Source organism: Bifidobacterium sp. W8112, from assembly GCF_016101425.1.
Lineage (GTDB): Bacteria > Actinomycetota > Actinomycetes > Actinomycetales > Bifidobacteriaceae > Bombiscardovia > Bombiscardovia apousia.
Window position 1 is genome coordinate 300,797 of the sequence record NZ_JACFQN010000002.1, and the last position, 25,271, is coordinate 326,067.

The 25,271-nt window shown below is 55.5% G+C and carries 15 protein-coding genes and 1 tRNA gene; 5 read left to right on the forward strand and 11 right to left on the reverse strand.

Going from position 1 to position 25,271, the window contains the following annotated elements; genetic code table 11:
• Positions 1–132: 132 nt before the first annotated feature.
• From H3T92_RS05625 to H3T92_RS05660, 8 genes are all read right to left on the reverse strand, one after another.
• A complete protein-coding gene (locus H3T92_RS05625; RefSeq protein WP_198189555.1) occupies positions 133–1,158 on the reverse strand; it encodes a LacI family DNA-binding transcriptional regulator in 1,026 nt (341 codons plus the stop codon).
• A gap of 352 nt (positions 1,159–1,510) precedes the next feature.
• Entirely contained in the window at positions 1,511–2,890 is a 1,380-nt protein-coding gene (gene dcuC / locus H3T92_RS05630) for a C4-dicarboxylate transporter DcuC (protein WP_198189556.1), read from the reverse strand.
• A gap of 37 nt (positions 2,891–2,927) precedes the next feature.
• Positions 2,928–3,848 (reverse strand): ribonucleoside hydrolase RihC, encoded by a 921-nt coding sequence (gene rihC / locus H3T92_RS05635; RefSeq protein ID WP_198189557.1) that lies wholly within the window; start codon positions 3,846–3,848, stop codon positions 2,928–2,930.
• Complete coding sequence (locus H3T92_RS05640) at positions 3,845–4,312, reverse strand: GNAT family N-acetyltransferase (RefSeq protein WP_198189558.1); 468 nt, start codon at positions 4,310–4,312, stop codon at positions 3,845–3,847. Before H3T92_RS05640 ends, rihC begins: the two co-directional genes overlap by 4 nt.
• Before the next feature lie 109 nt (positions 4,313–4,421).
• Positions 4,422–5,696, reverse strand: coding sequence for a glutamate-cysteine ligase family protein (locus H3T92_RS05645; protein WP_198189559.1), 1,275 nt, complete (start codon positions 5,694–5,696; stop codon positions 4,422–4,424).
• Positions 5,697–5,833: 137 nt separating this feature from the next.
• A complete protein-coding gene (locus tag H3T92_RS05650) occupies positions 5,834–8,134 on the reverse strand; it encodes a glycoside hydrolase family 3 N-terminal domain-containing protein (protein ID WP_198189560.1) in 2,301 nt (766 codons plus the stop codon).
• A 59-nt stretch (positions 8,135–8,193) separates the two neighbouring features.
• On the reverse strand, positions 8,194–10,308 hold the full coding sequence (locus tag H3T92_RS05655) for a beta-galactosidase (RefSeq protein WP_269748529.1): 2,115 nt from the start codon (positions 10,306–10,308) through the stop codon (positions 8,194–8,196).
• A 33-nt stretch (positions 10,309–10,341) separates the two neighbouring features.
• A complete protein-coding gene (locus H3T92_RS05660; RefSeq protein ID WP_198189561.1) occupies positions 10,342–10,500 on the reverse strand; it encodes a hypothetical protein in 159 nt (52 codons plus the stop codon).
• A 301-nt stretch (positions 10,501–10,801) separates the two neighbouring features.
• On the opposite strand from H3T92_RS05660, the gene H3T92_RS05665 reads away from it, so the two are divergent.
• Positions 10,802–11,419 (forward strand): TetR/AcrR family transcriptional regulator, encoded by a 618-nt coding sequence (locus H3T92_RS05665; RefSeq protein ID WP_198189683.1) that lies wholly within the window; start codon positions 10,802–10,804, stop codon positions 11,417–11,419.
• A gap of 46 nt (positions 11,420–11,465) precedes the next feature.
• On the opposite strand, the gene H3T92_RS05670 is transcribed toward H3T92_RS05665, so the two are convergent.
• Positions 11,466–12,119 (reverse strand): sugar O-acetyltransferase, encoded by a 654-nt coding sequence (locus H3T92_RS05670; RefSeq protein WP_198189562.1) that lies wholly within the window; start codon positions 12,117–12,119, stop codon positions 11,466–11,468.
• An 84-nt stretch (positions 12,120–12,203) separates the two neighbouring features.
• Entirely contained in the window at positions 12,204–17,657 is a 5,454-nt protein-coding gene (locus tag H3T92_RS05675) for an acyl-CoA dehydratase activase-related protein (RefSeq protein ID WP_198189563.1), read from the reverse strand.
• A gap of 507 nt (positions 17,658–18,164) precedes the next feature.
• Between H3T92_RS05675 and xseA the strand changes: the two genes are divergently transcribed.
• Positions 18,165–19,439 (forward strand): exodeoxyribonuclease VII large subunit, encoded by a 1,275-nt coding sequence (gene xseA / locus H3T92_RS05680; protein WP_198189684.1) that lies wholly within the window; start codon positions 18,165–18,167, stop codon positions 19,437–19,439.
• 95 nt (positions 19,440–19,534) lie between these two features.
• Positions 19,535–19,870, forward strand: a complete 336-nt coding sequence (locus H3T92_RS05685; RefSeq protein ID WP_144085441.1) for an exodeoxyribonuclease VII small subunit — start codon at positions 19,535–19,537, stop codon at positions 19,868–19,870.
• Positions 19,871–19,876: 6 nt separating this feature from the next.
• Here the strand turns inward: H3T92_RS05685 and H3T92_RS05690 are convergent, their stop codons facing one another.
• The gene (locus H3T92_RS05690) at positions 19,877–20,902 is read right to left on the reverse strand and encodes an endonuclease/exonuclease/phosphatase family protein (protein WP_198189564.1); all 1,026 of its coding nucleotides are present in this window, start codon (positions 20,900–20,902) and stop codon (positions 19,877–19,879) included.
• A 166-nt stretch (positions 20,903–21,068) separates the two neighbouring features.
• On the opposite strand from H3T92_RS05690, the gene H3T92_RS05695 reads away from it, so the two are divergent.
• Together H3T92_RS05695 and H3T92_RS05700 are read left to right on the forward strand one after the other, a co-directional pair.
• A tRNA-Arg gene (locus H3T92_RS05695) sits at positions 21,069–21,144 on the forward strand.
• Between the two features lie 981 nt (positions 21,145–22,125).
• Positions 22,126–24,333 carry an AAA family ATPase gene (locus H3T92_RS05700; RefSeq protein WP_198189565.1) on the forward strand — a complete coding sequence of 736 codons (2,208 nt, stop codon included), beginning with the start codon at positions 22,126–22,128 and terminating at the stop codon, positions 24,331–24,333.
• Positions 24,334–25,271: the final 938 nt, after the last annotated feature.

The following is a 25,271-nucleotide window of genomic DNA, read 5'->3' on the forward strand; positions in this document are numbered from 1 at the left end:
TACCAACCGGTGTCGGTAAGCATATCGGCACCGGTTTCATTTAATATTTAGCGTCATTCGAATAGCATCGAGGAATATTATTCAGTTATTAACTGGACTGAAACAAGGCTTGAATCGCTTTTCAAATTCCATTCAGTGATGTGAGTCCGAAGCTGGAGCCGGCCCTACCGATTCACGGTGAATGAAAATGGTGGGAATACTCATCATAGCCCCCAGACCACTTACTCCATTCCTTATCATTTCAAGTAACATCTCGACTCCTCTGCGCCCCATTTTCTCGGCCTGCTGGGAAATAATCGAGATTTTGGGCGTCATAAGATTGAAGACATCAATATCATCAAAAGAAATAAGCGACATGCAGGAACCTATTTTGATCCCACGATCATGGAAAATGCCCAAACAGCTGATAGCATCAGGCGAATACCCGAAAATGAGTGCAGTGGCTCCAAATTCTTCAATCCGGTTCAGTTCCATTTCCAGCGATCCGTTCTGGCCGTCGCTGGACAGAATCAGAGAACCCGACTTTCCGAAGAACTGGGGGCTTAACTTTTTAAATGCTTCCGCACGTTCATTCAAGCTAAAAGACTTCAAGGATGGATGAGCAAGATAAGCGATTTTCCTATGTCCGTCGGCATAAAGGGCGCGCATCGCCTCAACCAGACCTGGCCTTGGATCTGAAACCACATATGGAATTGTGTCCATACCGGGCACACGACGGTCTACAAAGACCGTGGGAATATTTCGCTTTACCAGAGCCTTCAAACCTGCGGATTCTACTCCTTGTGGAATAATAATTAACCCATCAAATCTCTGCCCTAAAATATTGGTAATGAATGAGTCCTGACGTTCCACGTTTTCAGCAGAAGTACCGATAAGCGTGTTGAAGCCTTCTTCATAGAGAATATTTTCCATGGAACTGACCAGATCCGCAAAATATCTGTTTCGCAAATCAGGTACCAGCAAACCGACCATCTTAGAATCAGACATACGGATGGCCTGGGCCCTTGAGTCAGGAATATACCCCAAAGCGTCAACCGTATTCATGACCAATTTTTTGGTTTTCTTGGAAAATCGGCCTTTCCCGTGCAAGATCTGCGAAACGGTCGCGATGGATACGCCTGCCTTTTGTGCCACATCGCGAATAGTCACAAATCCCATAAAGACTCTTTCTGAATTGGCCAAGTGTGTAACAGTTTAAGCATAACCCGAAGTCTTTGTTGAATGTCATATGAGCACGACAGCAGCTGAGAATTCATTCATCAGTTTTGTCAAAAGTAAACCGGCACTGTGCATTTCTGTGTTCAGGGTAAATGGTCTAGAAACCTACAAGGGACCCTAACACAATCCACTTCTTCTTGTGAACATAAATATAGTTACACTGGCCATCACTTCTGTAAATCAATATGAATAAAACAGTCTGAATTAGTGGGTTATGCCAAAATCGACTAAAGGCCTCCCAAGATCGACTGCATCGACACAAGGGAAGCCTTTGCTTGGTTTACAACAGCAATCAGTAGGGCAGCAGGAAGACTGACAAGATCAGTACGCTGACGATGCCCACGATGCTGGGCACGCTGGTCCTCTTGAGCACCTTGGTGGGCTCCACCTTGATGCTGGCCGCCACGATCATAATGACCGCCGCCACCGGGGATATGCCGCGGGCCAGGTTGGCGATCAGCTGCATGGGCATGGCGATAAGGATGCCGTTGACACCCGCAGCAGCAGCGATTCCAGGCACCAGGGCGATGACCGCGTAGAACATGGCCAGACCGCCACCGGACAGGAAGCCGAACAAGCAAGTAGCCAGGGCGAAGATAAGAGCCACGGTCAGGCCGGCCCCGGTGGACCCTTCCACCGAATGGGTCAGAGCATCAATCAGCCCCAGCTTCTGAACACCGGTGGTGAAGAGGGAGCCGCCGCAGACCAGGATGACCACCTGACTGAAGCCACGACCCATACCGGTGAACATCTCAACAACTGATCCCTGGATCTCCTTGAAGGAGCGGTGCCGGACGGCCTCGATGATGACTGCGATGAAGAAGGAGATGAAAGTCAGCACCACGATATCCATGGTCAGACCCTTGATAAACATGGCCGCGATACCGATGACAAGGATCAGAATGAGGGGTAGCAGGGGCAGAAAAGCGTAGTATCCAGGGATTCCCGTTGTGTCACGCACAGCTTTCGCATCATGCTCGACGGGGTCAGCGACACCCGTGCTCTCCTCGTGACGATCGCACCACTTCTGCCAGATATAGTGAGCCAAGGCCATAATCAGTAGGGAAGGAATGGCGATCTTGGCGTTGTTGCCGACATATTCGATCAGATCGTACTTGAGCGTTTTGGCGGCGATAACATTATCAGCACCCAGAGGAGTGGGCATGATTGTGGCTGTGCAGGCAATCACACCCGCAGCAGTCAGCGAGGAAAGCCCCATGCCCACCAGCACTGGGTAAAGGATGGACATGAGGATGATTGCCAAGCTGGATGCACTGGGAATAACGAGAGACATAACATTACCCAGCAGGAAAACTGCCGGCACGATGAGCGCCTTGTGCTTGATGTGACGAAGGGGCTTGACCATGTAGTTAACGGCGACCTGGTTAGCCCCAATGGTGTTCATGTAGGCTGAGTAGCCGAACAGCACCATGATGACCAGACCTGCAGCCTTGAGCTGGTCCAGAATGGTGTCCTTGAAAACCATGAAGACATCGAAGAGACCGAAACCGGTTCCCTTGCCCGCTGCATACAGAGGATGTCCCAGTGCCCAGGCACCTAGGAGGAGGACCAGGCCCCCGATAATCAGGGTCAGGGCCGGATTGTATTTCTTAATGATTAGGTACCCGATCGCCACCAGGACGACCAGAACCAGAACGATTTCCGCAATCACCTTGTGATTCTCTCTTTCTTGATCTTGGTCTTTGTAATCAAATGCACTTGCTCATGCCGTCCAGGAACCAGGCCCGGAATCCTTCGGAATCCACATCGACAGCCACGGAAGCGTTAGCTGTGCGCTTCCGATAACCCTTCAAGTCAACGACCGTGCAGCCGCGAGTCGGACCTTGCGCCAGCTCCACCTCAACAGAGGTCTCGGCGAACTCGAAGAGCTCGGGGGCCAGGATGCATGCGACTGCGCAGGGATCGTACATCTTCAGACCTGTGGCAAAGCTTCCTCCGCGGTACTTCTTGAACAGGTCATGGGTCATTGTGCCTACTTTCCCCATTGCGGGCAGCTGAGCACTGTCCTCGGGCATGACCAGAGCCTTAAGACCGACATCCAAACCTGCCATGACGATGGGGATTCCCGCCCCGAATACAATGGCTGCAGCCTCCGGATCTGTGGCCACATTGAACTCGGACATAACACCGCGGTTGCCGCGGGCTGTGGAGCCGCCCATCATAGCGATTCGTCCGATTCCCTTGGTGACCTCGGGGTACACTTTGAGCAGGAGGGCGATATTTGTCAACGGTCCGATAGTCACCAGGGTGATTGGTTCGGACGAATCCATGATTTCCCTGCGCATGGCCTCGATTGCGTTTTCCTTCAGCAACAGAGAACGATCAGGTTCAGGGAAGTCGAAGCCCTCCATTCCCGTCTTTCCATGTATATCGCTGGCATCCACGAAAGGTTCCAGCAGAGGCGCAGGTGCCCCCTGGGCTACTGGGACGCGACGCTCGAAATACGTCAACAGCCGCAGAGCGTTCGGCGTCGTCTTGTCCAAGCCGACATTGCCGGCCACTGTGGTAATCAATCGCACATCCAACTGAGGCGAAAATAGCGCCAGGGCAATGGCGACGGCATCGTCAATTCCTGGATCAGTATCGATGATGACTGGTGTTGGATTCATGATTCCTGCTCCTTTGATTTGCTTCCAGTTGATAACTGTGACCTATAGGCTCCATCCAGGAAGCGGACCATCCCGCTACCTAGATCCGGACCAGGCCGCCGAATAAAGCCATATTCCTCGTAGAAGCCTTCCTTGCCGGGAGTGGCCATAAGCCCCACGTAAGCATGCTCGCAAGCGTCTTGGCTGATTCGATCAAGTAAAGCCTGTAGAACAGCACTGCCAACACCCTGATGACGATAATGAGGCAGCACCACAAGATCCTTGATGAAGAAGGCTATACGTCCATCGGCAACGACACGGCCAATACCAGCTGGTTCACCATCCGCCTCGGCCACAACCGAGCAATAACCGCCAGATAGAGCGGCTCTTACGTCAACTGATGAATAAGGGTGAAAACCAGCCGTCGAACGTACACGTTCGTATAATTCCGGTGTCAGCGCATCATACCGAATAACAACCTCCATTGGAATCCCTCCGCTGCGAGTGACCAGTATTGCTATAACGTTTTATCAACCAGCATGAGTTTAACCCGACAGCAAAGTTTTGTCCAATTCAGCGAGCTTGCACGAAATATTAGCTTTGGAGGCGATCGGGATGGCGCGGGTCACCCGGCAGATCATCCAGAGTGTTCTCGGCACCGAGCGCCTGCCGCCAGAAGTCCAGAGAGTGCCCATAGGGGCTGGCCTGCCCGCCGTGGGCCTGCAGGTCGGCCTTGGCCTGGAGCACGTCCTCCTCGCTCACGCCATCCAAGAAGCCGACGAGTCTGGCGAATCTATCAGAGTCATAGAAAATGCCGCCGATAACGTCCATAAGCCGGCTGGCCCGTTCCATGGGCAGGGAGTCCCAGTGCCTGAGCTCGATGTAGTTCTTTAGGCGGACGTCATTGAAGTGCGTGGTCAGGATGTGCGCTATCTCGGCATCGTTGAGCCGGCGGTCAGGATAGATCTCCCCGGCGTTTTCATGCCAGGCAATGAAGACCTGCTGCCCCTGTGGTCCATCCACCTCAGGGGTGTGGGAGACATCGGCCACCATGAGCGGTGTGGAGAGCATGTCCACGGCATAGTCCTCCCAGCCGAAGCCATCCTCGAACAGCCCAGGAATCAGGCCCGTGCGCTGGGTGTCGAGCCAGTCCCAGATCCGCTGGCGTCGCAGGGGCATGCGGTTGGGCTTCCCCTCAAAGATCGGAGTATTGCGGAAGAAGTAGGCCACAATAGGCCCGATGGCCGTGCCCAGACGGACCTTGGCGATGGCATCATCCTCGTCCTGGTAGTCGATGCTGATCTGGGTGGAGGCGGTACTACGCATCATCATGGGCCCGCACTGGCCGATGCGACCCAGGTAGGTGTTCATGACCGCATAACGTTCCTTGGGATTGACGCCCACATCCGCATAGGACCCAGCCGGACGGTACCCGTACTCGACCAGACGGAACCCCAGTCGCTCGGCGATGGGGTCGACCTCGGCACGGAAGCGACGGTAGAGATCCTCGAATTCCCGGCTGTCCCGCACGACGCCCAAGGAGCACTCCACCTGGCTTCCGGGCTCCAGGGAGACCACGCAGCCTGGACGACTCAGTCCGACCAGATGACCATCTTCACGGTACTCTGCATCGCCGTCATAGCAGGGCTCCAAGGCAGACAGCAGGGCCTCGATGCCCTGCTCTCCCTCATAGGGAACCGGGGCATCGGAACCATCATTGCGCACCGGCAGATGCTCGATCTCAATACCGAACCGCCACTGGGACCGTGGTTTGGATCCGCGTGTGAAGTAGTCGACCAGGCTGGCCACATGCCGAGGATTGGGAACCGTCAACAGGTGCGCATACCCAGCGCCTACGCTTTTCCTCATGCTGTCATGGTAAGAGCGGCCGAGGGCCATGGGCAACCAACACGCGAGGAGTTCCACAACAAGGTATCGGTCAGTCGACTGGCGGCAATCCAGAACAACCGCAACCTAAAGCAACCGCAACCCGGTCGATTTCAGGCTCAGCCCACGGTCACCGTCACGGCCTGCAGGTCTTCCCTGCGCGAGGAGGAACCCACCAGCACCTGGAACTGACCGGGCTCGACCCTGCGGTTGCAGTCGGCATCAACCAGGGTCCACTCAGACACCGGTAGATCAAAAACCACCTTCCGGGTCTGCCCTGGATCCAGCTGAATCCTTTGGAAGGCCTTGAGCTCGCGGTCGGCCCAGCTGACGGAGGTCACCAGGTCGCTGATGTAGGCCTGGACGACCTCGGTGCCTGGGCGCTGGCCGGTGTTGGTGAGGTCCACAGTCACCCTGACCCTGTCTTCAGGGCCGACGGCATCCGGTCCGTCGATCTGGGGCTTTCCGTAGGCAAAGGTGGTGTAGCCCATCCCCTGGCCGAAGGCGAAGGCCGGCTCCTGGGTCAGGTCGGCATAGCGGTCACCATGCTGGCCTCGGATCTGGTTGTAGTAGACCGGGAGCTGGCCGGCATGCCTGGGGAAAGTGATGGGCAGCCTGCCTGTGGGCTCAACCTTGCCGGTGAGAATCCTGGCCAGGGCACGGCCGCCCTGCATGCCCGGGTCGGGCTGCCAGATCAGAGCCCTGGCAGACTGTGCGGACGGGGGCAGGATCAGCGGCTTGGAAGACATGAGCACGATGACCATGGGCTTGCCCGTCTGCGCCAGGGCATCCAGCAGATCGCGCTGAGGACCATAGAGCTCCAAGGTGGCAGTCGAACGGCCCTCGCCCACCAGCTGGACCACGTCGCCGACCACGGCAACCACCAGGTCGCTTTGCCTGGCCAGGTCCACTGCCCTGTCGAAGCGGTCCTGATCGATCCCGGCCGGGGCCGCCACCTTGGGTCTGGGCTGGCCATCGGGGAAGAGCGGACCCGCAGGGTCGTCGACCAGACGGAGCACGTCGACGCCCTGTTCGCAGTCGAGCCGCCAGTTTGCAGGCAGCTCCTGGCGCAGACCGTCGGCCACTGTCGAGATCATCTCCCGAGGCTGGTCCTTGATCCAGTCGCACTGACCCGAACCGCCGGCCCAGTCCCCCAGCTGGTTCTGGGCATCGTCAATCAGCGGACCCACCAGGGCGATGCTATGCGCTGAATCATCGCCAGGGCGGCCATCGGCATCGACCCCGCCGAACAGAGGCAGGATGCCGTCGTTCTTCAAAAGGACCGCCGACTCCTGGGCCACCTGGAGGTTGAGCTCCTGGTGCTCCTTAGAGTTGATGATCGCCTTCTGGGCTTGGGGGTCGGGCAGACGCGGATCCTCGAAGAGCCCCATGCGGAATTTCAGGGCCAGGATGTGCTTGACCGCCCGGTCAAGGTCCTCCTCGTGCAGAAGCCCGGCATCCAGTGCATCCAAGGCCCCCTGGTAGAAGCCGGGCGTGGTCATGATCAGGTCGTTGCCTGCCTTGACGGCGGCAGCGGCTGCCCTGGCGTAGTCGGGCTGCACCTTCTGCTCCCAGACCATCCGGCCCACGTTGTCCCAGTCGGTGATCAGGGTGCCCTGGTAGCCCCACTCCCCTCGAAGCACCTCGTTGAGCAGCCAGTTGTTGATGGTGACCGGGACCCCGTCGATGGACTCGTAGCCCAGCATGAAGGTGGCCACGCCCTCCTTGGCCAGACGCTCGAAAGGCGGCAGGAACCAGGAGAGCAGCTTGCGGTGCGAGAGGTCGGCCTCGGAGGCATCGCGCCCGCCCTGGGTCTCGGAATAGCCAGCGAAGTGCTTGGCCGTGGCCAGCACAGCATCCTTGGACAAGGTCCCGGTCATGGCTGATCCGCCCTGGTAGCCGCGCACCATGGCCGACGCCATTTCGCCGATCAGAAAGGGGTCCTCGCCGAAGGTCTCATCCACCCGGCCCCAGCGGGTGTCCCTGGCAATGCAAAGCACCGGAGAGAAGGTCCAGTGGACGCCTGTCGTGGCGACCTCCTGGGCTGTGGCCCGCCCCATCCGCTGAACCAGTTCAGGATCGAAGGATGCTGCCATGCCCAGCTGCTCGGGAAAAATGGTAGCCCCGCGGAAGAAGGAATGGCCGTGAATGCAGTCGTCCCCGATCAGCAGGGGAATGCCCAGACGGGTGCGATGAACGGCCTTGTCAGCCTTGATCATGTTCTGCGGAGAGACATGCAGCAGGGATCCAGCATGCTGGTCCATCACCTCCTTGTCCACTCCCGAGCGGGCATCCAGCTGCATCATCTGGCCCACCTTCTCCTCACGGGTCATTCGGCCCAGCAGGTCGGCCACCCGCTCATCCACACTCAGGTCGGGATTGCGGTAGGGTAGGTCCCCTGTCAACTTGCTTGATGCCATCTGGGCACCTTCCTTTCTTCATATCCGGTCAGTCCGAAGCCGATCAGACCGGGACCGGTCTATCGAACGATGATCGCCAGATCCCAGGGTCCGATGGTCATGGGCTGGCCCTGGTCGACATGAGCCTGAGGATCAGCCTGCCCGTCGGCCACCAGCAACTGCCCACCATAGGGCGCGTCCAGCCTGACCTCCTTGGATGAATAATTGAGCAGATAGGCGACCTGCTCCCCAAGGGCATTGATGCCCTCCCGCACGGTGATCAGACCAGCCAGGTCCCGGGTGGGACCGTTCAGACCAGCCGCATCCGCCGCATCCGAAAGCAGCATCCGCATTCCCTGGTCCGAGGGTAGGGTGCCTATCCATTCCGCGCTGCCGTGGCCGTAATCATGGCGGGTCACAGCCGCATACCGCCCCCAGACCGGGTGGTCATAGGAGGCCAGGACCTGGGTGCCGGGTCGCGGGTTCAGCAGTTCGATCAGCCCCTGGCACACCGGTCCAGCCTGGTCGGCCCCATGCAGATCCAGAGTCAGACCCTTGCCGGGACGGGTGAACTGGTTGTAGTCGATGCCGAACACGTCGGTCAGCAGGTGGGGGGCCTTGTCATGCCAGACCTTGAGGTTCTCGTCCGCCACAAAGGAGCGCAGCGTAGCCACCAGATGACCTCCCTGACGGACGTAATCGGCCAGGACCTTCAGCGTATCCTCATTGCTGCTGTAGAGGGCAGGAACCAGGACCATGGCATATCGGCCCAGTTGGGACTGGTCAGCCTTGTCGCTGATGAAATCGCACTCGATGTTGAGCTCGAAGAGGGCATCGTAGACCCGTCTGACCACATTGTTGTAGGAGATCTGCCCCTGCTCACGGGGGAAGCCGGTCTCCAGGGAGAACCAGTCCAGGGCGGTTAGGGAGTCGTTGCCCACCATGATGGCGACCCTGTTGCGCTTTCGGAGGTTGATCAGGCGCTCCCCCACACCCTTCTGCGCTACCTGCCTGCCGAACTGGCCGGCCTCCTCATAGGTGGGGTTGGGCTCCATGTCCTGCGAAAGCAGACCCTTCCAGTAGGTCTCGAAGGAGTTGTGGATGGAATGCCAATGCCAGTACATGACCCCGTCAGCCCCCGAGGCCAGATGGCTGTATGCCTGCAGCCGCAGCTGGCCCGGGTAGGGCAGCCATCCGTTCTGCCCCTGGGCCTCGGTTTCCAGGACCAGGTAGTTGGCCCCACCCTTCAGGCTGCGGGTCATGTCCCCGCCGAAGGCGATCTCCTTGCCGGTCAGGTCATCCTCGGTGGGATGGTAGATGTCCACACCGGCCACATCCAGGCACTCGGCCGCCTCGAAGTGATCGACAGCCGGCTGGACGCCGTATGACCAGCCCGGACCCCAATCGAAATCGAAGTTGTGGGTGACGAACTGGTCCTCTCGGGCATATTCGCGCACGATGCCAGCCTGCCAGGCCAGGTAGCGGCTGACCTGGCTTCGGCGGAAGCGGTCGAAAGCCGACCCCAGGGATGCATTGATGGTCCCGGTCAGATCGGGAAAGTCCTCCCAGGAGTCGATCCTGTTGGACCAGTAGTCCAGGCCGAAGGCCGCATTGAGACGGTCCAGATCATCGTCAAAACGCCGTCGGAGATCCTTGACGAAGAGCCGCTGCATGTCGGGCGACACACAGTCGTAGTACTTGGTCTCGTTGTCGACCTGGTAGCCGATCACCTGGGGGTTGTCGGCCACATGGCTTATCAGCCTGCGGATGACGCGCTCGCCATAGTACCGGTAGGAGGGGTTGACAATGTCCATGATCTGGCGGGCGCCATACCGGTTGTGGCCCTTGGGGGTGTCCGCCAGAACATCCGGGTGCATGGCGACCAGCCAGGAGGGGACCGCGTAGGTGGGCGTGCCCACGATGACCTGGATGCCGAAACGTCCAGCCGCTTCCAGCACCCGATCCACATGGCTGAAGTCGAATACGCCAGGCTGGGGCTCCAGGGTGCTCCAGGTGGATTCGGCGATACGAATGGTGGTGATGCCGGCGGATTTCATCATGGACATGTCCTTGTCCACCCGCTCATAGGGCATGTATTCGTCGTAGTAGGCGCATCCGAAGATGAGCCTGTCCGGCAGACGCGTGCCGCCTTGTGAAGCTGGGTGGTTCTTGGTTCGGACCGTCTGGTCTGACATGATGAACTCCAATCTTGATTTGCAGGACTCAATTCACAGGGCGAAGGTGCTGAAAGATCGCGGCTCCAGGTTTGCTAGGAAGCCCTGGGTTTCTTTACTAGTCCATTCCAGATCGGTTGACGGCTCTGAGACGGCCTTATGCGCCTGCAGCAGTGCCGAATCATCCAATGCCAGGGTTGTCGAGTCGCTCATGGTGCCGATATCTTTCAACTAGTCTTCTCTGACACTTCCAATGGCGGAAAAGCCATATCTACTAATCATTAGATAATGATATACCTAACAAGGATTCAATGGTTCTGTCAAGTCATCGGCTCCATCCAGGGCCGCGAGTGCCACGACTTCTTTTGCTCTCCCCAGACGAGTCGGAACCCTGCCGTGGGCCGAGCCATACCCCTTTTGCCGTTGCCAATACGCCCCCATGTACCATAAGTATCAAACGGCCGGGAGGATCCAGACACCCAAAAGCAGTGAAAAGGAGCCGCAAGACCAGGAAATGACGAGCCGTACCAGAAAATCACCAGAGGTGAGACGTGCGGAAATCACACAGGCCGCCGCCCACCTCATCAGCCAACATGGATACAACGGCATATCGCTCAAAGACGTCGCTGACATGGTAGGGATGTCGCAACCGGGCGTCCTCCATTATGTGGGCAGCAAGGAAGGCCTGCTCTCCCTCTTGGTCACGGATATCTATGATGCCAATGGCACCCCGGAGGAATTCCTGCAGACGGGCCTTCCCGGGTCCGACCCCGAACACCCGCATCTCCCGGCCTATTTTGACTTTTTGGTCGCCCACAATGCCGACCAGCCCGAACTCACACAGCTGTATACGGTTCTAGAGACAGAGGCCATTTCGACCAGCCATCCCTTGCATGATTATTTCATCCGCAGGCCGGCAGAGGTCTGGGAGCGCTATTCTGAATTCCCCTGGCTGCTTCCCGAAGGCATGGAGTGGGCGACAGACATGCGGGTCAGGGTGAGGATGAGTCTGGAAGTCATGGACGGCATACAGATACGGCTGCTGCGTGAGCCAAAAATCGACTACGTCCAGGAATGGGACCGGTTCAAAGCGCTGCTTTTTCCCTCACCACTCTGGGATGGATATTGCTGATCAGCGCAGGCATGGCAGTGGCTAAACCGCGGCTGCCAGACTCCAGTCAGCCAGCTTGATCAATCTTGAAAGGCCGGGCATCATAAGGCGCCTGATACCGACGATCCCTCCAGAAGTATTCATAATCGTGATCGTCGATGGGACGGACGACCTTGCAGGGGTGGCCGTAGGCGACCACGTCAGAGGGGATGTCCTTGGTGACCAGGGACCCTGCCCCGATGACCGTGTTGTCTCCGATGGTTACTCCCGGCATGACGATGGCGCCTGCCCCGATCCACACATTCCTGCCAATGCTGACCGGGACCGAGAACTGAGGCGTGCCGTAGACGCGTATATCAGGGCGAATGGTGTGCCCGGTGGTGACGATGGTGACGTTGGGTCCGAACATGGTGTGGTCGCCTATGTCAATGCGTCCGTCGTCGACCAGAACCAGGTTGAAGTTGGCATAGCATTTGCTCCCCCAGTAGGTGTTGCAGGCCCAATTGGCCCGCACTGGCCCCTCAATCCAGCTGCCTTCGCCGAATGAACCGAACATCTCTTTGCAGAGGTCCCGCTTTTTCTCCGCCTGGCTGGGACGGCAGGCGTTGAACTCGAAGACCAGATCCTGCTGAGCGTCCTGGACCTGCTTCATTTCGGGTGTATCGGCAATATAGATCTGGTCGGTGTCCAGCAGAGCCTTGATCTCCTCGCGGCTGGTCATGGGAAGCCCCTCTTTCCTTGATCCTCGTGGTTCAGCAGTTCCGAGGCCGGCGGGTGAGCCCCGGAACCGGCCTCGGCCTGGCGGCTACAGGCTCTCCAGAACCTTCTCCTCGTCCTGGACGGGTGCTGCCTGCCCAGCATCCCGACCGGTCGATCCAGATGCCTGGGGTTCGACGTTGGCCCTGTGGTCCTGGCTGAGCTTTTGCTGGTCGCCCGGCTTCTTGGCGGCGGCGATCATCAGCTTGATCCTGTTGAGCTGGTTGGCCTCCGAGGCGCCGGGATCGTAGTCGATGGAGACGATGTTGGCCTCAGGGTAGGTCCTGCGGATCTTGCCGAACATGCCGCGTCCTGTCACATGGTTGGGCAGGCAGGCGAAGGGCTGCGCACAGACGATGTTGGGGGCGCCGGACTGGATCAGCTCGATGATCTCGCCGGTCAGAAGCCAGCCCTCTCCCGCCTGAACGCCCAGGGAGGTGACCGAGGCGGCCTTCTCCCTCAGGTCAGTGATATGAGCGGGAATGTCGAACTTCCCATGGGAGGCCTTGAAGCCGGCGATCATGGGGGCACGGTAGGCATCCGCCGCCTTGAGGACGATCTTCTTGACACCTACTGGTCCGCCTGTGCCCAGCATCTCCTCGTTCCATTCAGCATTGGAGATGCCGTTGACCATGAAGTCGCAGACACCGGGGAGTACAGCCTCGCAGCCCTGGCTTTCGATCAGGTCGACCACGTGGTTGTTGGCATCAGGATGGTACTTGACCAGGATCTCTCCGACTACACCCACTCGAGGCTTGCGGGGAATATTGCGCAGGGGCAGCTGGTCAAAGGCCCGGATCATCCGCTTCATCAGCGTGCGGTAAGGCACATATCCATGACCGTAGACCTTCTTGGCGGTCTTGGAGTACCCGTGGTGTTCGATGGTCTCCTTGCAGATCGTGTCCCAAAGCTTGTAGAGCCTGTTGGCCGAGCCGGGCTCCTGCTCGTAGGGGCGGACCCTGAGCAGGCACTCGATCATGGCATCGCCCAGGTAGAAGGCCTTGACGGCGCGGTGCAGCAGGGCAGGGGTTACCTGAAGGCCCGGATTGGCCTTGAACCCCTGCACGCTCAGCGTGATGATTGGCACGTAGCCGTAGCCCGCATCAGCCAGGGCCTTGCGCAGAAGGCCATAGTAGTTGGTGGCCCTGCACATGCCGCCGGTCTGGGTGACGATGACCGCGCACTTGTGCGGGTCGAACCTGCCGGACAGGAAGGCGTTGACCAGCTGCCCCACCACGATGATGGCCGGGAAACAGGCATCGTTGTTGACGTACTTGACTCCGGTGTTGATGTCTTCCGCCGTGGCATGCTTCAGGAGCTCGAAGTGGTAGTCGGCGCTGGAGAAGACCGCCTCCAAGAGGGAGAAGTGCACAGGAGACATCTGCGGCGCCACCACGGTGAATTTGTGCCCCATCTCCTTGGTGAAGCGGTGCTCGGTGGCGTACTTGGACAGGGTCGGCTTGGCGGCGGCTCCGCCAGCCTGGACGTCTTTGCCCTGCTCAGCGGGAGTGTCTGCCGACTTGCTGTCAGCTTCCTGATCCTTCTGCCGCGAGGCCATGGTCTCCCGGATGGGCCTGATGCCCATGGGATGAAGACCGATCAGACCCTGATCGCTCTTATCGTGCAAAGCCACGAACCGTGCCAGAGCCACAATGTCGGCCTTGCGCTGGGATAGGCTGATCTTCTGCGCGTTGGTGGACCGGAATCCTTCGGATTTCGGCTGGTCGGACGCATTCGTATCCACTGCTTCGATATGTCCGGTAAGCCCTTGAGGCTCCTGAGAATCGGATGAATCCCCCGCCTGAACCAGGTCAGGCAATGGGTCAGCATCCTTGACCGCGACCTTGGCAGGCGCCTGATCCTTGGCCGGGGCTTCCTCCTGGGCAATATCCCGCTGATGGCGTTCGTCCATGGCGGCCTTCAGCGAGCGCAGACGGATCTTGGCTGCACCCAGGTTGGAGACCTCGTCGATCTTCAGCTGCGTGTAGACATCGCCCTTGTCAGCCAGAATCTCCTGAACCTGGTCAGTGGTGATGGCATCCACGCCGCACCCGAAACTGACCAGCTGGACCAGCTGCAGGTCGGGATACTCGGAGACGAACCTGGCTGCGGAATAGAGCCTGGAATGGTAGGCCCACTGGTCGGTCACCCTCAAGGGCATCTTCTGATGGTCGTCGCCGAAGCTCGGCACGGTCTTGCGGAACTTGGCGGCCGTGGGGTTGTTGGAGGCTAGGGCCCGCTCCCCCGCCGCCGGGATGATGTAGTCGCTCAGCTTGGGCAGTTTATGCACGTCCAGCTCGCATATGGAGTCCTCGGAGAGCACGGCCATGCCCAGGGAGCAGATGGTCTCGGGAATGCCGTGGTTGACCTCGGGATCAACATGGTAGGGACGGCCCGACAGAACCACGCCCTTGACTCCATACTCCTGCATGTAGGCCAGGGCACGGAGCCCCTCCTGGCGGACGTCCTCCTTGAAGCGGGCATCCTCACGGTAGGCCTCCTGGACGGCCGTCCTGGCCTCTTCCTCGCTCACCTTGGCCCAGTCGAAGACCTTGACGATCCGCTCGACCATCTTCTCCCTGTTGGACAGGTTGAAGTAGGGCCGCATGAAGCGGACGCCGTTCTCCTTGAGCTCGGCCATATTGGCCTCGATCACCACCGGGTAGTTGGCCACGATGGGGCAGTTGTAATGGTTGTCCGTATCGGGAACCAGCTCCTGCTCATAGGTGACGCAGGGATAGAAGATGGTCTTGATGCCCTTGTCGACCAGGGAGTGGATGTGCCCGTGGACCAGCTTGGCCGGGTAGCAGATGTTCTCGGAGGCGATGGACTCCATCCCACTCTCGAAGAGCTCATGGTTGGACCGCCCGGAGATCATGACCCGGAAGCCCAGGGAGGTCAGCAGGGTGAACCAGAAGGGGTAGTCCTCGTACATGTTGAGCACGCGAGGAATGCCGATGTCGCCTCTGGTGGCCTTGTCCGGGGTCAGACGACGGTAGGCGAAGGCCCGCTTGTACTTGAAGTCATAGAGGTTGGGCCTGTCGGAGCGCTTCCTGTTCTTGTCGCCGCCACGCTCGCAGCGATTCCCGGTCACGTAGCGGCCGCCGTCCTCGAATTCGGTGATGGTCAGCTTGCAGTGGTTCTGGCAGAGCTTGCAGACATCGTGGGTGGTGGTCATGGAGAGGTTGTCCAGATCGTCCCCTGCCAGAATGGAGCTGACCACATGGCCGTCTTGCACCTTCAGGTCAGGCAAGGTCGCCTTGAACCCCTGGTCATTCTTGGAGGCAATCTTGTTGGCGGCGGCCGGTGACACCTTTGGCTTGGTGGAAGTCGGAGCCTTGTTGGGGGTGGTGGGCGTGCTGCCCACGGACTTCACCCCGTCGGCCATGTGAGAGCCGGCAGCGGTCAGATCCTCGACCTCTTCATTCTGCGGGCAGTGCATGCGGGCCGTCAGTGCAGCACCATAGGCTCCCATGAGCCCGGCGATGTTGGGCCTGGTCACCTTGCGACCGGTCAGGAGCTCAAAGGCCCGCAGGACGGCATCGTTGAGGAAGGTGCCTCCCTGGACCACGACCACAGGCCCCAGGGCGTTGGCATCGCGCAGCTTGATGACCTTGTAGAGGGCGTTCCTGACCACCGAGTAGCAGAGCCCGGCGGCGATATCCTCCGGGGAGGCGCCCTCCTTCTGAGCCTGCTTGACCGAGGAGTTCATGAAGACCGTGCAGCGGGAGCCCAGATCGGTCGGAGCCTCGGAGGCCAGCGCCTGCTTGGTGAACTCCTGGATGCTGATGCCCATGGACTGGGCGAAGGTCTGCAGGAAGGACCCGCAGCCAGCCGAGCAGGCCTCGTTGACGCAGATGGAATCGATGACCCCGTCGTTGACGGCGATGTACTTCATGTCTTGCCCGCCAATGTCGATGACCGAGGTGACCCCGGGGCTGATCTCCTCGGCTGCCCGGTAGTGGGCCATGGTCTCGACCACGCCCTCGTCGACATGCAGGCCTGCCTTGACCAGGCCCTCACCATAGCCGGTAGCGCAGGCACGGGCGATGTAGGCCCCCTCCGGCAGGGACTTCCTGACCTCCTTGACGATGTTGGCGGCGGCAATCAGCGGGCTGTCCTTATGCACCCCGTAGGTGGACCAGACGATGGTCTTGTCGTCGTTGATCAGCACGGCCTTGATGGTGGTGCTGCCCGCATCGATGCCCAGGAAGTGCGGCCCCTTGGCTCCTGACAGGTCTCCAGTGGGAATGACCTGGGCCCCATGCCGGTCGTTGAACTCACTGCGCTCCTCCTCGTTCAGGAAGAGCGGGCGGATCGTTCTGGCCGTGGAGGGCATGTTCTCCAGGCCCTTCAGGGCGGAGAGGACGCCATCCAAGGAAGTCAGGTCAAAGTTCATGTTTTGAGTGTGGCTGGCATCCTTGGCGGTTTCGGTCGCGGGAGCCTTATGCTCACCGTCCACCAAGGTGGTGGTGCGGCCGTCCTGCATGGCATCCTGCAGAGCCATCTTGTCCAAGTTCGAGGCCTTCTCGGACCGTGCCTTGTCGACCTCCGCCTGATCCAGCCCCCAGGCCGGGCCGAAGGGGTCGTTCACATCGGTCTCTGGCGAATAGTCGGTCTTGACCTGCGCAGCGCTGTCCTGGTCGTCCTGCTCGCGGCGGCCAGCCATGATGGCAGCGCCGTAGGCCACATAGAGGTGCGCGTTCTCAGGGATGATGTAACGGCTGACCCTGTCCTGAAGGATCCGCTTGAAGGCTTCCCTGAGCTCGCTCATGAAGAAGAGGGGCCCGCCCAAAAAGATCACGTTGCCACGAATGGGACGTCCGCAGGCCAGTCCAGAAATAGTCTGTGTGGCCACGGCATTGAATATGGATGCAGCCAGATCCTCCTTGGCGGCTCCGTCGTTGATCAGGGGCTGGAGGTCGGACTTGGCAAAGACCCCGCAGCGCGAGGCGATAGGATAAATGGTCTTGTACTTGGCGGCCATATCGTTCAGGCCTGAAGCATCGGTGTTGAGCAGGGTGGCCATCTGATCGATGAAGGCTCCGGTCCCGCCTGCGCAGGACCCGTTCATCCGCTGCTCCGGCGTGGGCTTCAGATAGGTGATCTTGGCATCCTCGCCGCCCAGCTCGATGATCACGTCCCCCTCGGGGTAGGTGGCGTTGATAGCCTCGGTCTCGGCAATGACCTCCTGGGCGAACTCGGCCTGCAGCTGGCTGGCCAGTTCCAGCCCGCCCGAACCGGTGATCACCAGGCTGATGGGATTGCCTGCCAGACCAACCCGTGACAGGGAAAGCTTGATGTCGGTGACCAGCTCAGCCACGCACTGGCGCACATTGGCATGATGGCGGCGATAGTCGCTGAACAGCGCCTGATCCAGCCTGTCACCTGCGCCAAGAACCACGGCCTTGACTGTGGTGGAACCGATATCCAAACCCACACGCAGGAGATCCCGCGGTCCTGTGCCCTTATATCGACCCGTTATGTCGACGCCATCAGACATGAAACAACCTCAATCCGTGAGACCGCCGCATGATGGGTCCAAAAGCAGACACCACATCATATCCGGCTTACTCTATTTATGCTACCGCCAGAGCGTGAATAACTTTTGCGATATCAAGGAATCGAGGCTGTCGCCTTCGACACATCTTCCAGCAAAACCGCCTCTGTTGCAGGTAAGCCGCGGACTAGGGCAGGTACATTAGGGCGTTGGTTCCAACCCTTGTCCTCCACACTTTCCCCTCAATCCCAGCCTGCCGGCACATGGAAGAAAAGCCGCTGTGCCCTTGGCGAAATTGGCTCAAGAGCAATCGACAGAGGACCTTCAGAGAACCTGAAGAGTATATGGAATTGTCCCCGTATTGAGAGACCCTGAAAGAACGTTTCCTTCGCTGACCAACCCGAATACCATTCTGTACAGGCTATGCCAGGTGAGTTGGTCAGACTGGCGGAACCGATGGTCAGGAGGCATCAGGTGCGAGCATACATGGGTTCGAACATGCGCGGGTCGATGGGTGCGCCGACCGGCCCAGCACCGTCAGGACTGGCTCCCAAACCATTGGATCAGCTGCCCCGCCTGGCACGTGACACCACCGAGGAAGATCCCTGGCCGGTCAGCGTGCTCAGCCAGAAGTACCACGACGCCGTGGCCCGTTGGCCCGGAGCCTGGGTGGAGGGTCAGATCGTGGAGATCAACACCCGCCGTACCGGTTCCGCATATCTGACCCTGCGCGACAACTTCGAGGACATCTCCATCAACGTCATGGGCTTCCGGGCCTTCGCCACCCAGGCCAGGGAATTTCGTCAGGGCGACCGGGTGGTGGTGCATGGGCGGCCCGACCTGTGGATCAAGCAGACCCGTCTGAGCTTTATGGCCGACAGGATCAAGCGCGTAGGCACCGGTGACCTGAAGGAGCAGATTGACCAGCTTAGGCGCAAACTCAAGGGCGAGGGCCTCTTCGATGCAGAAAACAAGGTTCCACTGCCCGAGTTCCCCCGGCGCATCGGCCTGATCTGCGCGCCCAAGGCCAGAGCCGAGGGGGATGTGATCACCAACGCCCGCCTGCGTTGGCCCACCATCGAATTCTCCGTAGTGCACGCCCACGTCCAGGGCCCCCAGTGCCCGCCCGAGGTGGTCGAAGCCATCCAGAAGCTGGATGCTGATCCGGCTGTGGATGTGATCATCGTGGCCAGGGGCGGCGGCAGCTTCGAGGATCTGCTGGGCTTCTCGGACGAGTCCGTGGTCCGCGCCACGGCAGCCTGCGTCACTCCCATCGTCTCGGCCATTGGCCACGAGGATGACTGGACCCTGATTGACCTGGCCGCAGACCTGCGCGCCTCCACCCCCACTGACGCCGCCAAGCGGGTGGTGCCCGACCTGGTCGAGCAGGAGGGCATCATCCAAGAGGCCAGGATGCGCATAAACGCGCGCATCCAAAATATGGTCGAGGGCGAGACACGGCTGATTGAGGGATACGCCAACCGCCCCAGCCTGACCAAGCCGCAGACCATGCTGGACAAGCCCCAGCGGCTGGTTGACGAGTCGCTGGTCCGCCTGGACATCGCCCTGCGACGGATCGTGGACGACGCCTCCCTGACTGTGGAGAAGCTCCAGTCCTCGCTGACCGCCCTCTCTCCCCAGTCCACGCTGGACCGCGGATACGCAGTCGTGCAGACCTTGGACGGGAAGGTGGTCGTCAGCCCACAGCAGGTTCAGGCCGATCAGGATCTGACCTTGACCGTCAAAGAGGGCAGGATCGAGACCAGGGTCGTCAGCGGGCAGTGACCGATCCCACGTGGTCAGCCACATATAATCATCAGCGATAATCATCCTTATTAATTGAAAATTTGATAACACACCGTATAAGAAGAGGAGCAGGCATGAGCGACACAGACGAGGAGCAGACCCAGCAGAAGGAGACGGAGCAGGGCAAGGAACAGCCGGTACTGGCCTCGGCCCTGAGCCAGAAGGAACGCGAAACCATCGCCAAACTGCCCTATGAGCAGGCACGGGATCAGCTGATCCAGGCGGTTCAGGCGCTGGAGGCCGGCGGCCTGGACCTGGATGCCTCCATGCGTCAGTGGGAGATCGGCGAGGCTCTGGCCAAGCGTGCCCAGGAGCTGCTGGGCCAGGTTCGTGCCAAGCTCGATGCCGCCCAGCAGGAGCAGGCCAGCGCCGGAGCCCAGGCTGGCACCCAGTCCAACTTGGATGCCTGAAGTCCCCTACTCCACCATCACCGTGGCCAGCAAGGCCGCATGATCCGAACCCGCTATAGGTACGGCCTGCAGCCGATTGGCCCTGATGTCACGGTCCACCACCACATGATCGATGGCCACCAACCTGGGCAACGGAGCTCGGTTGGCCGGCCAGGTCATGCTCATGCCATGCCCGGCCTGACGTGCCCCATCACTGAACCGCTCCCCCAGCATGTCCCGGAAGACCGCATGATCATAGGTAGCGTTGAAGTCGCCCAAGAGCACGTATCGCGTGTGCTCGTGCTTCCGCAGTTTTCCCAGGTCGGACACGCTGCGTCGCCAGGCATTCCAACTGCCCGGTTGCGGCGAGGTGGTATGGACCGAGACGAATCTGACACTGGTCCTGCTCCTGCCGAAGTCGATGCTGGCCGCTGGCATCATGGAAGAGCGGGAACCTACGTCGTCCTTTGAAGGTGACTGCATTGGCGCGGCTGTCCAAAGACCGTTGGCGTATTCCTTCGAAGATGTGGAAAGCTGCTCGTGGGGCAGATAGCGGTCGATGCCGGCCTTGTGCAGACGATCCACGAAATCCTTGCTGACCTCCTGCAGAGCCAGCACCTCGACCCGGTTGTCGCTGACCGTCTTGACTACCTGATCGGCATCAGCCTGACCCTTGTAGACGTTCAGCGTCATGACCCGGGCCACGTCGTCGTGCCGGTCGGGGTGCTCAAGGGCCATGAGCTGATCGGCTTGCCCATTGAGCTCGGATCCTTCCTGATAGAAGGGATACTGCCAGTAGACATTCATGGCCAAGACAGCGATAAGCACCAAAGCCGTGAACCATCGTGAAGCCGTCAAAGCCAGGACCAGGGCCAGCAGACTCAAGAAGATGAACCAGGGTGTCAGAGCGGCCATATCAGGCAGGTAGGGTATCGATGACAGCCATGCCGGGCAGGCACGCGCCCCTAGGGCCAGCAAGCTGACCAACGTCAGCAGTCTGGCCGTCCACCCAAAGACATGCTTCACCAGGAAGGACTGTCTGAATTTCGCCATGTTCTCCTCCCAAGGGATACACAGTCAGCTTGACCGTTGAGCAATTGTAAACCATGACCGTATGGCAGGCAGGAATAGAGAGCTAACTTCTGCAAGAAGCGCATGGCGCTAGCCCGCACACCGGCGACCTGCCCAAGTCCCGCTTCGTGGTACAGTAGTTTCCGTTGCCCCGGTAGCTCAGGGGATAGAGCACTTCTCTCCTAAAGAAGGTGTCGTGCGTTCGAATCGCATCCGGGGCACCAAATGGCAATAGTAAAACAATATTATCGATTTACATACTTCTAATTTAATTAGAGAAGTTCCAAGCTTTGATGCACTTACTTATGAATATAAGACAACAACAGTAACACATTTTTCTCAGGAACACAGTGGCTATAATGGGCTATGAGTTCTGCATAAAACTGGCTACAAAACTCATTATATTAGCTTCTTATATTAGCTTCTTAATGATGTCCTAACCATTCAGCTTGCAACAAGTCAAGCTTACACTTGCATATAAAATACTGTGGCATTGATAATTAAAATGCAATGTTGAGAGCAATTTGATATAATTATATTTACCAAAATCCGCGCAAACTACTTTGCTGCTTGATACAAGATTTTTACTAAGCAAAGCTAAAAAGTGGAGACAATACTATGTAGATCATTCGTGTTGAGTGTGCAATTATGCTATTGCGAAACTTTTAAATATTATATGAAATGAAATTTGGTCTCAAATATTTATTTAATTCCTTTATCATTAGAAGTACGAACACAATATATTATAGAAAAGCATCACCTTTATACAGGCATCATTGAATAAGCACAATAGGCACGCATGCAATTACTTTAGAACCAGCACCTCGCTTTTCCCAGCAATAACTAATGTAAAGATCTAAACCAATTGAGATTAATATTAGACTGATAATTCAACTGTATAAGAAATTTTAAGATTGTCTTGCTGTACATGCATTTTTACTGATTTCCCGTTTTATATAAGTCTGTGTAATCAATGACAATTCAACCGGTCTAGCTATCTTTCCCCGGCGTACATCGATGCTAATCACGATACATTGAGAGCAAGAAAGCAAACATTGTTATCAACATATGTAATAAAGTCATACTCTAGCTCCAAATTGTATTGACCGTTCAGCTAGTCAAATCAGTGAGACGTGATAATCAATTCGGAGGATAGCGGATTTAATTCTTTGTGGCATTGCTTCGATTCAAAAGGTAACATACTCATGGAGGTTGAAATAATGCTATTTAACGAAAATACAGTAATAGACGAAAAGTCTTTTGACAATTATAATTTCGGAAAGCCCGTTAAGAAAGCAAGCATCATATTTGGAACGAACGGTAGCGGGAAATCCTCATTTTGCAAATCTCTTATGACACAGTATCAAGACGTGGTACGACTATTTGACACAGAATATGTAAACCACAACATACAACGTCCAGATATTCAAGGATCATCTCTATTGACCCGCGAACAAAAACAGAAGAAGGATGCAATAAATCGACTACAAGAGGAAAAAGGTGAAGCACAAAATAAGTTAAGCGATACACATGGTAGTCTAGATAAAGATCGCCGTCAATTATTCAAAATAATGACTGACATGCTTGATGAGGGAAAGCAGCAATTCGACAATGTCAAAATTAACCAAAAAGCAGGTTCTAAAGAAGCACCTGAGAAGATGCTGAAATATTGGTTCAAGGATGCCGAGAAAAAAACGCATACTACTGGAAAAGAAAGTTTAAAGGATCTTAACATAAGATTAGAATCACTTAATGATGAATATAAGAGAATCGTACCAATTGAGATTGACCTTTATACCAAGAGTTTAAATAGTATTCACGAATTATTTAAATGTTCCTACAGCAAGCCTAGCGAATCCTTAACAGCTGAAATAATTGAATGGATAAAACAAGGAGTGACAATCCACGATCTATCGGGATCACAAGCGCAGTGTCTTTTTTGCGGAAATACGTTTGAAGTAGACCAAGTAATGGAAGAAATCAAAAAAAGGGTAAATAATAAGTATTCCACAGCTATACAACAGGTGTCAGATATCCAAAATTCTGTTTCATCTCTAAAAGAAGAAATTTCTGCTGCCTTTACTGACTCTACCTATGAAAATAGGAAAAAAACAGCTTTACTGGACTGTGACCAGCTTCTTGAATTGATAGATAAGAAACAAAAAGACATGCAATTAATAATCGATATTAATGCAGACAAACTTATCAACGATGTTCGCCTGTTGTCTAATGATATGAAGCTGGGCAAACAGAGGCGGTCTAAGGAAATCAACCGTATTGAACAAATAAATAATAATAAAGAAGAAGAGGCCAAATCCTGGATTGGCAAGCAACTGAACAATGATATAGTTAACGAATTGAAAGACAGTATCGAAAATAATAAACGAAAAATTGAGACTTTAAATCGCTCTATTTCAGAATACGATAGAAGAATTATCGATGCAGAAAGTTCTTCTTCCTCTATGCGACCCTTCGAAAACCTTGCTAATAGAGCGTTACAAGCTACAGGCGCTGATTTTCGTCTCCAACTTCAGAAAGATGACACATTTAAGGTACTTAGCATTTCGGAAAGTCAAAATCCCCAAAATCAAAAAAAGATTGACTCACAAGATTTAAGCGAAGGAGAAGTAAGACTTTTAGGATTTATTCACTTTATGCTTTCCTTGTACAAAACTACAGAGGTACAGGATTTTAAAGATGGAATACAGCTTATACTTATAGACGATCCCATAACCAGTTTAGATATGGATAATCGTTATTACATAACAGAAGAGATCAACAAAATAATTAGAGATGTATATAACAATAAAGGGGATCTACAGGTTATAGTACTAACTCATTCTTCGATGGATTTTCACAACATTGGTTATCAGATGAAAGACATATCGAGACTCGAGATTTGCAAAGACCACGAAGGAAAAAGTAGTATAGAGACTACACAACTTAGCCAGAATAGATTCAGCGACTATTATGCGTCTGTCTTCCATGAACTTATCAAATTCGCAACTGCGAATAACCACAATGTAGCATCCTTTAAGCCTTATCAGCAGTATCCAGCAAAAATGCGTTTTGTGTTTGAAACACACGCTCGAACTCATTATAAACTGTCATATACCACAAAACATGTAATGCAAAATTTATGCGAATGCTATGAAACTCCAGATAATCCTGAATTTAAAATGCAATTTTCAAATTCACTTGACCTAATTAACTCTCTTACACACGGATTGACCTTTCTTGATGAACCCGTAAACGAAACATCACCAAGGGAGATACGCGATGCAATAAGAATCATAATTTATGTTTTATACAATAAAGATAAGGAACATGTACGTGCAATGTGTGCAGATGATGAAAATTGGAGCAAATTAAGAACTATCCTTAATCAACTAGATGACGAATTCAAAAACTAGTATTAACGGCTAATTGCATACTTGATTGAAATCTCTTCAGTCAGACAATCTTGGTAATGAATGAGCAATAAATGCTATTTCACTAGCTTTGACTGTGCCGTGAACGCGGATAGGCACAATTGTCAATTCATTAGAAACCGCCTTTATGATTGATCGTGCGATACCGATCAATCAATTGCTGTAAGGATTATTTGTGACGTTTGTGTGTTGTCTACTTTGCCTATAGTTTCAAATTACTTAAAACATATCGTATTATAGATCTCTTTGTGCTATGCAAAAACAAGGCACTTAACATATACAGCTATAGTTGGTCATACAAATAGATGCAACAATAGTAGTTGCGTTCACAAATAAAGCCACAAGATCTCGATTATGCAAAAACACTCACGTACATAGCTTCGTACAATATTAATATTCAAATATTAGTTTGTATCTACTAATGAAGCCTTTCTGTTCTAGGTTCAGATATAAGGTAAAGGCAAGCAGGTTTCAATGAAATAGGTATACAGCAAGGATTTATATGTGAAAGCGCGCTTCAGACTGATCCTGTATGGAAATCGAGATTTGTATAACCGGGAAGCATTGCACTGCCGAAATTCAAAAACCTGTCATGTCGACGTATTAGGTGATGATTGTCTTTTGCCCGACCAATCAAATGAAGTGTTACATACCGAAAAAGACACTTTGGCTACTTCTTTAGAGTAATCCGTTTCTACAAATTAGAACGTATATAGACAGTTGTGCCCACCATAACATTCTCCCGTTAGCGTCCACAACACTGTTACCCATCGATGGCTCGGTCAACAGGTCGGGAGAGATAGTATTTGGTATTTTGCCTCTTGAGCAGCCATTCTCCAATCTCATAAAGGTAAAAGTCAGCACCAAATACTATCCGACCATGACCACATACCAAGCTTCGAAAATCGCAATCTGTTTGA

Coding starts and splice junctions, on each gene's coding strand:
- H3T92_RS05670 (WP_198189562.1), bottom strand. CDS start 12,119: ATGACCAGCCGCGAGGAGATCAAGGCTCTGCTGGACACCGACCAGATC.
- xseA (WP_198189684.1), top strand. CDS start 18,165: ATGGGTGCGCCGACCGGCCCAGCACCGTCAGGACTGGCTCCCAAACCA.
- H3T92_RS05645 (WP_198189559.1), bottom strand. CDS start 5,696: ATGAGGAAAAGCGTAGGCGCTGGGTATGCGCACCTGTTGACGGTTCCC.
- H3T92_RS05700 (WP_198189565.1), top strand. CDS start 22,126: ATGGAGGTTGAAATAATGCTATTTAACGAAAATACAGTAATAGACGAA.
- H3T92_RS05660 (WP_198189561.1), bottom strand. CDS start 10,500: ATGAGCGACTCGACAACCCTGGCATTGGATGATTCGGCACTGCTGCAG.
- H3T92_RS05640 (WP_198189558.1), bottom strand. CDS start 4,312: ATGGAGGTTGTTATTCGGTATGATGCGCTGACACCGGAATTATACGAA.
- H3T92_RS05675 (WP_198189563.1), bottom strand. CDS start 17,657: ATGTCTGATGGCGTCGACATAACGGGTCGATATAAGGGCACAGGACCG.
- H3T92_RS05650 (WP_198189560.1), bottom strand. CDS start 8,134: ATGGCATCAAGCAAGTTGACAGGGGACCTACCCTACCGCAATCCCGAC.
- H3T92_RS05655 (WP_269748529.1), bottom strand. CDS start 10,308: ATGTCAGACCAGACGGTCCGAACCAAGAACCACCCAGCTTCACAAGGC.
- H3T92_RS05685 (WP_144085441.1), top strand. CDS start 19,535: ATGAGCGACACAGACGAGGAGCAGACCCAGCAGAAGGAGACGGAGCAG.
- H3T92_RS05625 (WP_198189555.1), bottom strand. CDS start 1,158: ATGGGATTTGTGACTATTCGCGATGTGGCACAAAAGGCAGGCGTATCC.
- rihC (WP_198189557.1), bottom strand. CDS start 3,848: ATGAATCCAACACCAGTCATCATCGATACTGATCCAGGAATTGACGAT.
- H3T92_RS05665 (WP_198189683.1), top strand. CDS start 10,802: ATGACGAGCCGTACCAGAAAATCACCAGAGGTGAGACGTGCGGAAATC.
- H3T92_RS05690 (WP_198189564.1), bottom strand. CDS start 20,902: ATGGCGAAATTCAGACAGTCCTTCCTGGTGAAGCATGTCTTTGGGTGG.